Here is a 13,873-nt window from a genome sequence, read left to right as displayed (position 1 = left end):
AAATACCTATAAAACAGAAAATTCAGAACTTAAAAATGAAGACCAACCCTTTTCTATACGCCCAAGTAACCCTCCCTTTTATATGAAATGACTACATCACCAAATGTTTTTATAGCATAATGCCAGCTGCCCTCAAATGCCGACATTCTGTACACTTCGACGGAACTCCCGTTAAACTCCTTCCTATTATCCTACTTTAAATTGCATATTTTAAAACAAATTTCGACAACGCTACACCTTTCTAATCAGTTCAGATTCATATTTAATATGTAAATTTTTCATTTTTAAACTATAAAAAAAGAACCGATTAACCACATTAATCAGTTCGTCATGACGCTCTCTTATGGGTTAATACTGTCAATTGCTAAAATAAATAGAAAAATCAAGTTTACAAATTCATCCTACAGCCTATAACACAAAACCTTTTCATAACTTCATTCACAATTACTATCAGGATATCCCTATCCCGAAGTGGCACCCCTTTCCTCAGATTCAAACTACCTTTCCTTTATAATTTATGTAGGACAATTATCACTTTGTATGTGTATTTGCCTATAATTAAAAAAAACCCTAGTTTTCTAGCGATTGCTGGACATGTATTCAATATGTTATTGAAATGCACTTTCAATTTGGCATTTATTTTACTTTCGTGCAATCATATGTACTGCTTTACTCTGCAAAATACTCGTAAGCACAAGCACCTCTTTATGACAACATATTTGTTGTAAATTTTTAATTTTCCCCTTTATAAAATCATTTTTTCGCATAACCGCTTTCTTGCTTCGCATATAATTTTAATGATGACAAAGGAGGAATGTTCATGTCTCAATCTGAAATTGAAAAATATGGACAAGAAGTTACGCAATACGAACAGCTCGCACGTTACTATCAGTTTCGTAATCCTAAAAAATATATAGAATTATATATGAAATATTGCGATGCACTTTCAAAACTTGTACAGGCGCATGAAACAAGGGATTCACAAGAAGCTACTTTACCGTCACATATAAGAATTTTTCATGCCGATCCAAATATACCGGCGGTTGACATTTTAGTAAACGGACAAAAAGTTATTAAAAATATTTCATTTAAGCAATTCAGCCCTTATTTATCATTAGTACAAGGTAAATACCGTATAGATATTGTCCCTGTCGGAAATGAAACTCCAATCTTTTCAGCATTGGTACCAATAATGGGAAATCATACTTATACTCTTGCTGCAATAAATAGTGATAATCACCTACAATTACAACCTATACTTGATAATACACATTTACCAGCTGGTCAAGCCAAAATACGCTTTGCACATTTCTCTCCAGATACCCCTGTTGTAAATGTCGATTTAAAAGATGGAGATCATTTATTTGAAAATGTACTCTTTAAACAGATAACAGATTTTTTGCAAGTTAGCCCCGGTACAGCGGATATTGAAATTTCACTCGCAAATAATAAAAACGTTTTATTGACTATACCGAAATTCAATGTTGAACCAAATGTTATTTATACAATTTCAATAGTAGGTTATTCAACTAAAGATCCTAAATTAGAAGCCGTTATACTCACAAATTAAAACAGTCTACACCATTCATTTGGTGTAGACTGTTTATTTTTGAAATGCAATTTGAAATTCTGTCCAATCGTTATCTGATCGACACATAATGGACCCATTATGTTTTTCCACAATTTGTTTACATACAAATAAGCCAATACCAGTTCCTAACTTTTTAGTAGTTACAAACGGTTCAAAAATCGTTTCTACATTTTCAGCTGGAATCATTGGTCCATTATTTTTTATCACAATTCGAATAGCTTGATCTTCTTCAAATACATCAATGATAATTTTTCGTTCTTCTTTCATTGATTCAAGAGCATCAATTGAATTCATTAATATGTTTAAAAATACTTGTCTCACTTCACTTCGATAACCAACAAGCGGAATTGGATACGGTAAATTCTTTTCAATTGAAACATTCGCATTGACCAAACTCGGATATAAGAATTGTATAATGTCTTGAAACAAGTCATTAAGCCAAAACCGTTCCGATTCATTCCACATTTCTTTTTTCGATACGAGTAAAAATTGCGAAATACGAAAATTTAATTGATCTAATTCATGCGAAATAATATCTAAATACGATAAACTCGGATGATCTGCCTTTAATAGTTTGACAAATCCCATAATGGAAGTAAGCGGATTACGAAATTCATGTACAAAACTAGCTGACATTTGCCCTAAAATCGTCAGCCTTTCTTTATGTGTTTCATTAATATATTGCTGTTTTTCCTCTAAATTCTTCGATATAATTTCCGAGTATTTTAAAACGGTATAATAAATTAATTTGTCAAAACAAGTATGTATTTTTGCCATAATTGGTTTCAATTCACGAGCGCTAACATCTAATTCACACATCGCTTCGAAAAGTTCATTTCTTCCCACGTTTGCGTTATAAACAAAATCTCCAATATTCGCATCTGCTCCAGCACGTTCAATAGCAATTTTCTCGCATAACGGTTGAAGATAATTTATATCTTTATCTTCCATAGTAAGTTCGATAATCAACTCTAGTAAATCCTCTCCATTTTGAACTACTTCTAGTTTAAATGGATCTTTTTCGGAAATTATCATTTTGTTTTTCCAGTTCTCTACGAATTGGTGCCTATTGTTTTTCAAGTGTGAACAAAATATTTCTTTAATATCCTTATCGATTGGAAAAACCTCCATTCCCTCCATTTCCATACGACGAATACCCTTTATATTTTGAATATTAACACAAAAAAGATGATTCGTTAATAGATTTTTGTCACATTTTGTTAATTTCTGTTGATAAAATTATTTTTTTCTTTCTTATTTAACTAATTGTATGCAAATACCCTTTTTCCTTCACACATTTTCATTATTTCCGTAGTCAACACGACTTTTTTTTGCATCATTTTTAATTCTTGCGTACAATAGAAAATGAAAGGTGTGAAAAATATGGTAAATAAAAATGTGGAAGATTATCTCCAAGAAGGCATTTACGGCCAAAAGCAAAACAAACCAGAAGAACGTAATATGTATTTAACTACATTACGTGAGCGTGTAGAAATCGCTTTAACGATCGGTCAAGTAATGCAAAGTAATGTATACTCTGAAGTGGCGGGTAGCATGCGCTCTTCTCAATCATTACAACTCCTCCTAAATGGTGGCATTGCTTACCCACATTTATCAAAATACATTAAATTAGCAAACGAAAAAAATGTTCCTTTTACAATTGTTCAAAATAAAGATACAAAAACACCAATCGGTTTAGTATTAACTCATGCTACTGCTGTAGATAAAGAACAAATTTATGTAGAAGATACTATTTTCAAACAAGAAATGAAGTAAAAGTTACACTTAATTAAATAGTTACTAGAAGCGTAAAAAACGAGTATGGAATCGTAAACATTTCCTACTCGTTTTTTTAGCGCAAAGTTTAAGTTTTTCTAATTTATTTTTTAATACATACTAATTTCATTTCTGTCATTTCTTCTATTGCATATTTAATTCCTTCGCGCCCCGTGCCACTTTCTTTCACACCACCATAAGGCATATGATCTACTCTGAACGTTGGAATATCATTAATCATGACACCACCAACCTCTAACTCATCGATTGCACGCATTGCTTTAAATAAATTATTTGTAAATACTCCTGCCTGTAAGCCGTAACGCGAATTATTTACTTGCTCAATCGCTTCATCAAATTCTTTAAATGTATTTACTGTCATGAGTGGACCGAATACTTCTTGGCACTGCACAGATACATGATTTGGAACATTTGTTAATACAGTCGGTTCAAAAATTCTTGCATCCCGCTTCTTACCACCGTATAAAATAGTTGCTCCTTCCTTGATTGCTTCTTGAACCCACATATCAATTCGCTCTACATCTTTTTTTGAAATTAAAGCTGATACATCCGTTTCTTCAAGCAGTGGATCACCAACAACTACTGATTCCATCGCTTTCTTTAGCTTCGAAAGAAATTCATGCATTTTCGTTTCATGTACAAAAACACGTTGTACGGAAATACAAACTTGCCCATTATTAACAAATGCTCCCCATTTTACACGTTCAATGATTTCATCTGTTAACTCTACATCTTCATCAATTATAACAGCAGCATTTGATCCTAGTTCTAACGTAACTCGTTTTAACCCAGCCTTTTGTTTTATTCCGATTCCAACTTTTGGACTTCCGGTAAAAGTAATAGAAGCAACATAATCATTTTTAACGATTGCCTCACCCACCGTGGAGCCAGGACCAGAAATGATATTTAAAGCTCCATTTGGCAATCCTGCCTCTTCAAATAACTCAACTAATGCATAAGATGATAATGGCGTTTGATCAGCTGGCTTTAACACAACTGTATTTCCGGCAGCAATTGCAGGTCCAACTTTATGCGCAACTAAATTTAATGGGAAATTAAATGGTGTAATAGCCCCTATTACACCAATCGGCTTTCGGATTGTATATGCAATACGCCCATCCGCACCAGGTGCGGCGTCTAATGGCAATGTCTCACCATATATACGCTTCGCTTCTTCAGCTGCAAATTTGTATGTTTGAACAGTACGATCCACTTCTCCCCTAGCAGCACGTATTGGTTTTGCAGCTTCTTTTGCAATAATCTCTGCAAATTCTTCTCTTCTTTCATCCATTTTTTGTGCAACCTTCTCTAAAATAATCGCACGATCATATGCGGATAATTTATTCATTTTTGTCATTGCATTTTTTGCAGCAATAACAGCCTCTTTTACATCTTCTTCCGTTCCTTGTGCAATTTCTGCTAATATTTCTTCAGAATATGGTGCGTATAATGGTTTATACGTGTTTACAGATTTCCAATCTCCATTTATATATAAATGCTTTTTCATACTTCTTCTCCTTCCAAATATATGTATAGAACAATAATTCACCTAGTGAAAGGTCTGGCTTATGTCATTGTATCATAGCCCCTATCCCTCAAAAAACATTATGCTCAAAAAAACTCTGCTATTTAGCAGAGTTTACGAGCTAATTTGCTCTTGTAATGAAATTTGTTTTTCATCTTCTAAAATAACAATCGATTCTACTATCTTTGTAACTTCCAATCTTTTTATATAGTGTCCATCTAATTCTTTCACACAAAACTTATAATTTTCAATTTCAATGGAATCCTCTTCAGCAATCTCTATATTCTTCGTTAAAATCCAACCACCAATTGTATCAACACCATCATCATCAATCCCTAAACCAAATAACGTATTCACTTCACTAACAAGTACTTTTCCCTCTAGTATCGTCTTCGTTTCACTAACTTGTTGAATTTCTGGCTGCTCATCCGTATCAAACTCATCCTGAATATCTCCAACAATTTCTTCCAGAATATCTTCAACAGTAACAAGTCCAGATGTCCCACCATATTCATCTATCAATATAGCAATATGTGTTCTTTCTTTTTGCATTTTTAAAAACAAATCATGAATTGGGATAGAATCGATAACTAAAATAATTGGTCTCATATATTGCTCTACTGTCTTTTTATTAACAGCTTTATGTTGTACAAACTCAGTAAAAATATCTTTAAAATTCACAAAACCTATTACGTGGTCTTTATCGCCATCAACAACTGGATACCTTGTATATTTTTCACGAGACATTTTTTGCAAAGCTTCTTCAGCAGGCATTTCTTTACTTATAATATTCATTTCGGTTCGAGGTACCATTATTTCTTTTGCAATCCGATCATCAAATTCAAAAATTTTATTTACATATTTATATTCAGATTGATTAATTTCACCATTTTTATAACTCTCTGAAACTAACAACCGTAATTCTTCTTCTGAATGAACCTCATCATGCCCCTTCGGCGGTTTCAACCCTAGCAGCTTCGTAATGATTCGAGCTGAACCATTTAATATCCAAATAAATGGGAATGCAATACGATAAAAGAAAATTAACGGCTTAGAAACAAGCAAACTTACTTGTTCAGATTTTTGAATTGCAAATGTTTTTGGGGCCAATTCCCCTATTACAACATGTAAAAAAGTAATTAAAAAAAATACTAAAATTACAGCAAAAATGTCTGCTAGTTGAGTAGAGATATTCCAATTTGCAAAAAGCGTATCAAACATTTGCTTTAACGCAGGTTTACCAAACCACCCAATTCCTAAAGCTGTAACAGTAATTCCTAGCTGACAAGCAGATAAATATTCGTCTAAGTTTGTAATGACTGTTTTGACCGATGTTGCACGATTATTTCCTTCTGCAATTAAATAGTCAATTCGTGAACTTCTCACTTTAACAATTGCAAATTCTGCTGCAACGAAAAATGCCGTTAAGGCAATTAAAACAATCACTATACTTATACTATATATGTCCAAATACTTTTCCTTACTTACATTGTAAGCAAGGAAGCCACCTCCTACTTAATTATATTCAAGTGAAGTAAGCATTCTAATACTCTAACAAAATTCTACATTAGCAACCACCTTTTTATATATTATATGCATACATAAAAAAGATATTTATCATTATGATAATCTAATTCATTTACACTAGTCAAATTATTCTAAATGTTACGATAAAACATTTTTATTTAAACGAACTATTCTTCTCAACTCAATTTCGTGAAAAAACACTTTCTTTGCCGATTCCACACTTCTTTTGTCACACTAGAAGGGAACTTACTTCATAGCTCGAAATCATTCAACAGGATATATATAGGAGGGATTATTTTGGAATATAAAACACCATTTATCGCAAAAAAATTAGGTGTTAGCCCAAAGGCTGTTGTCCGGATCGCGCAACAATTAAATCTTACGATAGAAAAAAACAAATATGGCCACTTTATTTTCACACAAGATGATGTCGATCAAATGTTAGAACACCATCTATTTCAAATAGAGCAGTCTCAAAATCCTCAACCTACTCAAAAGGCTTCCTCAAATGAGGTTGAAGAATTAAAAACTCAAGTCAATACAATTGTTCAAAACATATCATCGAATGATTTTGAGCAATTAGCTAATCAATTAAACACTATTACAAGAAGGCTCGATCGAATGGAAGAACAAATGCAAGATAAGGCAAATGATGTCGTCACGTACCAACTTTTACAACACCGTCGTGAAATGGAGGAAATGTTAGAGCGAATTCAAAAGTTAGAAGCTGCGCTAACGAAAGAAGAACCCATTTATATTACTCCTGATTCAAAACCAACATACGAACGAGAAAAGAAACCGAAGCGCCGCAAAATGATTTTTAGTATATTTGGATTATAATTTTTAGACCCTTATTAAAATAATAAGGGTCTTTTTTAATGAAGAGTTATATCTTATAAAAATATTATTCTCTTTATTATACATATTCACTTCGTTTTATTTCGTTAACATAATATTTTTACTGTATTCTGCAATTAATGCCTGTGCATGAGCATTCCCTTGAATCACATCACGAAATTCTTTTAAAGAATACAAATGCGTAACCCCTTTTCGAGCATGAATTCTTACTGGTACACCTTGTAAAGTATCATGAAACTGAAATGGATTATCTATCGGTTCAATTGGAAAACCGAGTGTAAGTAAATACATATACATTCTTTTTGTCACTGCTGCAATGTACCATTCAGCTTTTGTTTCTAACGCATGTATAAATAAAATAGCTGTTAACCTTTTGAAATGTCCTCTCCCACGAGATGTTTTCGAAATACTTAACTTGCCTATTTCATACACATTCTTCAAATCTTTTACTAAATCATTTTTAGAAAACGGATAGAAAAACTCAGAATTTGATTGTTCAGGTACCGTATACTTAATACATTCTACTGTACCAATAGGATGTTCATCTTCTATTAATAAAAATCGTGATGGATTTAAATTACGTTCTACAAACATTAAGTTTCTTTCTTCACAAAAATCTCCCCATAGTTGCTCGAACCCAAAATGTTCTTCCTTTGTTTGAACACGCTGGAACATATTTAACCGCCTTTCCCATCGCCGCTCTGTTTTTGATAACGCTTTCACTATCTATCATATAAGAACAAATCTTCGTATGCAACTAAAAATATTTATGACTTATTATATTCTGCAAAGTGAATTAGATTCCAATTTAATCGACTTTTATCCCGCGCTCACATTCCTTTTAATAACACATTCGTATCACTTTTCAAACCTAAATTACATTATGTTTCTTTCCATACAGCATATAATTCTTCTTAATCTAAAAAAATCCTTTATGAAAAAGGATTTCTTTTACTTCTGAATGCTTTTTAACCATTTTTCAAAAATTTGTACCATCCCATGTTTTCCAGCTAATTTCTCTTCCCCTTGTTTCGTCTTATATGGATATAACTGCAAGAAAACACCGCATCCAGACTCAATTTTTTTACTATGCATATGGCTTCCTGGATATACACAAATGACTTCATAAATTGACCTTCGATAATAGACTCGCTTTCCATCCTGTTCTTCTACATACTTTATAGACCAGTACTTATACATTTGCTCAGTTGCTTTTGTATTTCCGACATGCTGAAAAATATTGTACATTGGACTGTATTTCACTTCAATAATAATAGAAGATTTATATACGTAGTTCCCATCTTCTTTTACATAACAGTCTAAGCGAATATCTGGCTTCTTCGTATCCTCACCATTGTAAAAATTACTACCTTTACTTAATGCAATAAGAGGATGTGTTTCAATTAAATCATTAAATGCGACATGCACCTTTATATCATCTCGTTCTAAAACTACTGTCGTTCCATCTTGTAATCCATCTACATAAAAATGTTCTTGTATTTGTTCACGAATTGAGTTTCTAGCCTCAAAACCAATTTGCTCTAAAATTGAAATAACGATAAAAAAAGCGTAATATTCATACACTAAAAACGTTGGCTTATAAACAAATAATAACGATGGAGATTGATCCGTATATTGCGGGAGTACTTCTAAATGATGTAGTAATTGTTGATGTGGTATCGGTAAATCATGTAAGTTCATGTTACTTGTTTCAGTAACTTCCCTCCAAAACGAAGAGTGCATTAACATTTGAAAGTATTGTACATTTTCATGCACGATATGCGCCAATATTTTATATTCTTGTATTTTCATTGAGCTCTTTCGTAAATCGGCTTCTTTTAGTAAATGTATATTTTTATATTTTTGCTTCTCTCTATCGGTTACCGATCCATTTCGCTCAATTGTTTGTATAATCGTTTTTACGGCTTGAAACTCTTCTGATTTTTTCTTTTTTTCTCTTTCTAAGATTTCAATTGTTTGACGTAAAAAACTTTTAGCTTCAATTAAATAATGATAAAATTGCATCGCTTTATATTTAAGAAATGCATTTTCCTTACTATTTTTTTGTTCCATAAACTTACGATTATAATGTTTGGCATAAGGTTTTCTTTCTGCCACTATAGTTCCTCTTCTTGTTGGCTTTCGCTCTTTTCCTTCCCATTTATATGCATTTATAAATTTTGAACTTGATTCTATTTTCTTAAAGATTTGCTTTATCATTTTCATTTTTTGGGGTAACTTTCTAAGCAACACTAAATAAGAAGAATCCTCAATATCGCTAAGTGCAGAGAAAGTCTTTTTATAATAACCTCTATCCAAAATCAACTCATTTAAAATTGACTTCACATAGTCTTGAATCATTTCAAATTGATCATCAAAAAAGTTTTTCGGTACGATTTGAAAAGCGCCATAATACGTTGTATCTTCTATGCGCACTTCAAAATGGTATAAACCGCAGCGCCATGGATAAAAGAATTCTGTTTTCCCATGTTCATATATTAATACTCTTTGTTTTTTTTCATTTATTTCATATTGAGCCTCTTTTATATTTTTCTGTCCCTCATATACTTTATTCCATATAAAAGTAATATTCATTGGGATTTCATAATTATACTGCAATCTAATTGGTTTTAATTCTTGTACTTTATAAATACATTGAACCAATGCTGTAGTAGATGTACAAAGACGATTTAATAAAATATAATCTCCTTTCCCCTCATTTCCAATGATTAACTTTAATACAAAAGGGAGCGTTTCATTCGTATCAACGATTTTTGTTTCGTAACGCCCTTCATTTTGCATATCCATACAGCTCCAGTTCCCTACGTTTTTCTCGTATATATGCTAAAGAATGTTCAAATGTAGATACTCTGTTTGCAAGTGCAGATTGCAAAAGAGGTACTAAGGTCGCTCCCCTTTTTGCTTCTTCAGAAAGTAAAGACCCAACCATCATTTCGGTCCCTCTGATTTTCGTTAATACACGCTGCTTTATTTGTAAATCAAACCCCTCTTCTCTACTGATCATATAGGTATGGTTATTTTGGAACGGTATGTTTTGCAAATAAGTCGCAATTGCATTTGCACATCGGAAAGAAATTCCCTTAGACGCATCATGTGATGACAATACGACATGCAACTTATCTAATAGCTCTAATTCTTCTTCAGAAAACACTTCAATCATCGCTTTATTTCTCATCCAATTTATCCGAAATTCTCCCGCTGTTACTTTCAAAGGTGGGTGTAATACGACTTTCCCCTGTTCCATGCCCATCTCACAAAACGGAATTTTCTGTAACGTTATTAGGTTCGTTCGGTCTAATAATCGATCGGAGAGCTCTTTCGTTGTTTCATCAAAATTCACAGTACCTACAAATATAATATTTTCTCCAATTTCAATTGTTGATGGAATTGAATTCTCAATGTCCTGAACACCCTCATACAAGTTTAAAATACGATTTTTTGTTTCAAGTTGAAGAACAGAGAGAAATGGAGTAAACCAATGCTCAATATGAGACATGTTCATTTCATCAAAAACGATTATATACAGTTGATTTTGATTTTCTTTCGCCTTCATTAACGTCCTAACTAACTTCGTTTCACTTTCAATAAAAGTACCATTCGGATGAAGGTAACCAAGTAAATCATGTGGTTCTTGATACGATGGCGAAATTGGAATCCAAACCAATTCCTCCCCATACTGTAACCCTAATGCTTCTGCATAAGTTTGCACAAAACGTGATTTCCCAACGCCCGGTATACCACCAAGAATCGTTAATATATTTGTTTTTACACTTATATGGAAATTATAAATATCCGTTTCATCCAAATATAGCCCTTTATTATGCACCATACTTTGTACATACTGTAAAAAGGACGATTCACGCTCATCCCATTCCCATTCCTCTTTTTGCACTTTTATATCCTCTACTTCAACTATCTTACCTTCTTCATGCATTCGTTTTTTTAATTGCTCATACACATGATCACTTACAAAATATAATTGATCTTCTACCGCTATTTCTACATACTTCGTCCAGTCACTGCAGTTTATATATTTACATTCCCGTTTCTGTTCAAAATATGCGATTGAGCTAATTGATGACTTTAAGGATATGTTTCCATACAGTCTTCCATCATGCCACAATAATTCGGGAGGCTCAAAGTCTTTCGGAAATTTTGGCATAAGAAATGATAAATAACCGTTGCTAAGTTTTCGTTCTAAAGACTCTCTTTTTTTATTATTTGTAACTTTAGGTGCAGGAATCATTTTATAGCTGCTTGCTATTTCTTTCGGTTCTTCTGTACATATTAACTCCACGTATACATTTCCTCTTTCATAATAAAGACGAAACATCACTAATTGCTTTTCTAATTTCCTCTTCTTTAATTCCGAAAAGATTTTTTCATTCTTTTTATTACTACATACCCCTTCAAATACATATGGTTCATTTGCAAATTGTTCCTGTAAAGTGAATGGTATTGGCGATAAGCATTGTACAAAGAAATTCTCTCCACTCTTCTCTTTCTCAGCTTTTGTAAATTTCCCTAAAAATCTCATATAGTACATTCGTTTTATAAAACTTGGCTGAAGAGCTTTATGTAATCTCACCTTAGTCACCTTCTTTTTTCATACTATTCTTAGTGTATGAAAGAAACGAAAAACTAGAAATAAAAAACCTGACGTTATCCGCCAGGTTCAAAATTAAAACGTATATTAATGAGAAGGAAATGCTTTTTTCTCTTGTAAAATTGCATTATGAGCAATTTTCATTTTAGCAAGTACGTAACGTAATCGATCTTCAGCATTTTCATCTTTACTTTTTTGTAATTCCGCCAAATTTTCAACAGAACTTGCTAAATTTTCAATGACTCCTCTCAATTCAGGATGATGATTAAAAAAAGATTCTTGCACTAATACTTTCCTTAACTCACTAGCTAAATCAATTATTCTAGACAACTGTTCTTTTTCTTCCATTCTCATCCCTCCTGAATATCTTATGTAGTAAATATTCTCTAAACAAAGAAAAAAGCCCTTTAAATAAAAAGGACTTTTTACATTTTTATATTTCCAGTTAATAACATATACAGGGATGTGATAGCCGCAACAATAATTGCCCCCATCACATATCTCTCTGCACCTGCAAAACAACGGTTCCCTTGTTCTTTTCTTGCAAACGTGTAAACAATAATTCCAATTCCATACACAATTGAAACGAGTAGTAAATTCTTTAAACCAGCTGCATAAAGAAGCCATACAGAGTAAATCGAAGCAATTAAAGCTAACGCTCCATTTTTTAATTTAGCGTCTTTTAGCTCGTTTGTAATGACTAATTTAAATTGGAATAACGCTGATAATAAATATGGTAATAAAATTGATGTTGATGCAATGAAATACATAATTTGATATGTTGATTCTGAAAACAGAACGATGATAAATATAATTTGGGCAACACCATTTGAAATCCATAATGCCATGTGCGGTGTTTGCTTTTTATTTGTTTTCGTAAAGACTTTCGGAAATACGCCATCTTTTCCGGCTACATGAGAAATTTCAGAAACAAGTAAAAACCAGCCAATTAATGTACCGACAAGTGAAGCAACTAACCCGATATTAATCGCACCTGCCCCCCATGGACCAACAACATGCTCTAATACATGTCCCATTGACGGAGTTTCTAACACAGAAAGTTCGCCTCTTGTCATAGCTCCCATTGATAGGACAGAAATTAAAATATAAATGGACATTACTAAAATAAGCCCCATTACTGTTGCCTTACCAACGTCTCGGCTATTTTTCGCTCTTCCAGATAATACGACCGCTCCTTCAACTCCAATGAAAACCCAAAGTGTTACAAGCATTGTATTTTTCACTTGACCAAGTATAGCAGAAAGTGAGAAGGTTCCTTCTCCCCAAAAATCATGTGTAAATGTGTCCCAGCGAAATGCTGTTACCATTACAGCGATAAATAGTACGATTGGAACTAACTTTCCTATTGTTGCGATAACATTCATAATAGAAGCTTCACGAATTCCAAATAAAATTAGAAAGTGAAGTGTCCATAATAAAAGTGATGCCCCAACGATTGACGCAACATTATTTCCTCCTTTAAAAATTGGGAAGAAATAACCTAATGTACTAAACAGTAACATAATTGTTGCGACATTACCTAAGATTCCTGCTAGCCAATATCCCCAAGCACTATTAAACCCAATATATTCACCGAAACCAGCACGTGCATAACTATAAATTCCACCTTCAAGTTCCGGTTTTTGTCTTGCTAACGTTTGATATACGAGCGCAAGTGGAATCATTCCCATCGCTGTAATACACCAGCCAATTATTATTGCGCCACTGTTTGCTCCTACTGCTAAATCATGCGGTAAACTAAAAACACCGCCACCAACCATCGTTCCAACTACTAATGCGATTAATGGAAAGAATCCTAATTTCTTTTCTATTTGTACCACCCCATCTGTCATTCTAGGTGTTATGTTCGTTCAACTATTAAAGTCACCTTTTTCTCTAATAGACGTTTCTCTTATATTTTTTCAGGAAAACATTACTTATTCTAAAA

General features: G+C 32.9%; 11 protein-coding genes. 3 read left to right on the top strand and 8 right to left on the bottom strand.

The window, feature by feature from the left end; translation table 11 throughout:
* Positions 1 to 820: 820 nt before the first annotated feature.
* Entirely contained in the window at positions 821 to 1,570 is a 750-nt protein-coding gene (locus tag CN409_RS06460; RefSeq protein WP_000083279.1) for a DUF4397 domain-containing protein, read from the top strand.
* A gap of 33 nt (positions 1,571 to 1,603) precedes the next feature.
* Here the strand turns inward: CN409_RS06460 and CN409_RS06455 are convergent, their stop codons facing one another.
* Positions 1,604 to 2,737, bottom strand: a complete 1,134-nt coding sequence (locus CN409_RS06455) for a BA2291 family sporulation histidine kinase (protein ID WP_000425087.1) — start codon at positions 2,735 to 2,737, stop codon at positions 1,604 to 1,606.
* 237 nt (positions 2,738 to 2,974) lie between these two features.
* Here CN409_RS06455 and CN409_RS06450 point away from each other — a divergent pair, with 237 nt between their 5' ends.
* On the top strand, positions 2,975 to 3,367 hold the full coding sequence (locus CN409_RS06450) for a YueI family protein (RefSeq protein ID WP_000247560.1): 393 nt from the start codon (positions 2,975 to 2,977) through the stop codon (positions 3,365 to 3,367).
* A gap of 103 nt (positions 3,368 to 3,470) precedes the next feature.
* On the opposite strand, the gene CN409_RS06445 is transcribed toward CN409_RS06450, so the two are convergent.
* Both CN409_RS06445 and CN409_RS06440 read right to left on the bottom strand, forming a co-directional pair.
* Positions 3,471 to 4,895, bottom strand: coding sequence for an aldehyde dehydrogenase family protein (locus CN409_RS06445; protein WP_086391022.1), 1,425 nt, complete (start codon positions 4,893 to 4,895; stop codon positions 3,471 to 3,473).
* Between the two features lie 132 nt (positions 4,896 to 5,027).
* Positions 5,028 to 6,383: a hemolysin family protein gene (locus CN409_RS06440; RefSeq protein ID WP_000356245.1), complete on the bottom strand. Its 1,356-nt coding sequence runs from the start codon at positions 6,381 to 6,383 to the stop codon at positions 5,028 to 5,030.
* 354 nt (positions 6,384 to 6,737) lie between these two features.
* Here CN409_RS06440 and racA point away from each other — a divergent pair, with 354 nt between their 5' ends.
* Positions 6,738 to 7,280 (top strand): chromosome-anchoring protein RacA, encoded by a 543-nt coding sequence (racA, locus tag CN409_RS06435; protein WP_000456012.1) that lies wholly within the window; start codon positions 6,738 to 6,740, stop codon positions 7,278 to 7,280.
* A 96-nt stretch (positions 7,281 to 7,376) separates the two neighbouring features.
* Here the strand turns inward: racA and CN409_RS06430 are convergent, their stop codons facing one another.
* The 5 genes from CN409_RS06430 to CN409_RS06410 form a co-directional block, all read right to left on the bottom strand.
* Positions 7,377 to 7,973: a hypothetical protein gene (locus CN409_RS06430; RefSeq protein WP_000487795.1), complete on the bottom strand. Its 597-nt coding sequence runs from the start codon at positions 7,971 to 7,973 to the stop codon at positions 7,377 to 7,379.
* A gap of 276 nt (positions 7,974 to 8,249) precedes the next feature.
* A complete protein-coding gene (locus CN409_RS06425) occupies positions 8,250 to 10,100 on the bottom strand; it encodes a hypothetical protein (protein WP_002162815.1) in 1,851 nt (616 codons plus the stop codon).
* The gene (locus tag CN409_RS06420; RefSeq protein ID WP_118961732.1) at positions 10,090 to 11,907 is read right to left on the bottom strand and encodes an AAA family ATPase; all 1,818 of its coding nucleotides are present in this window, start codon (positions 11,905 to 11,907) and stop codon (positions 10,090 to 10,092) included. Before CN409_RS06420 ends, CN409_RS06425 begins: the two co-directional genes overlap by 11 nt.
* Before the next feature lie 105 nt (positions 11,908 to 12,012).
* Positions 12,013 to 12,273, bottom strand: coding sequence for a hypothetical protein (locus CN409_RS06415; RefSeq protein ID WP_000391447.1), 261 nt, complete (start codon positions 12,271 to 12,273; stop codon positions 12,013 to 12,015).
* A gap of 77 nt (positions 12,274 to 12,350) precedes the next feature.
* Positions 12,351 to 13,778 carry a basic amino acid/polyamine antiporter gene (locus CN409_RS06410; protein ID WP_017763116.1) on the bottom strand — a complete coding sequence of 476 codons (1,428 nt, stop codon included), beginning with the start codon at positions 13,776 to 13,778 and terminating at the stop codon, positions 12,351 to 12,353.
* Between the last annotated feature and the right edge of the window lie 95 nt (positions 13,779 to 13,873).

This window comes from Bacillus sp. AFS012607 (genome assembly GCF_002558005.1).
GTDB classification, from domain to species: domain Bacteria; phylum Bacillota; class Bacilli; order Bacillales; family Bacillaceae_G; genus Bacillus_A; species Bacillus_A thuringiensis_S.
This window is presented reverse-complemented; position numbering and strand designations above follow the sequence as displayed.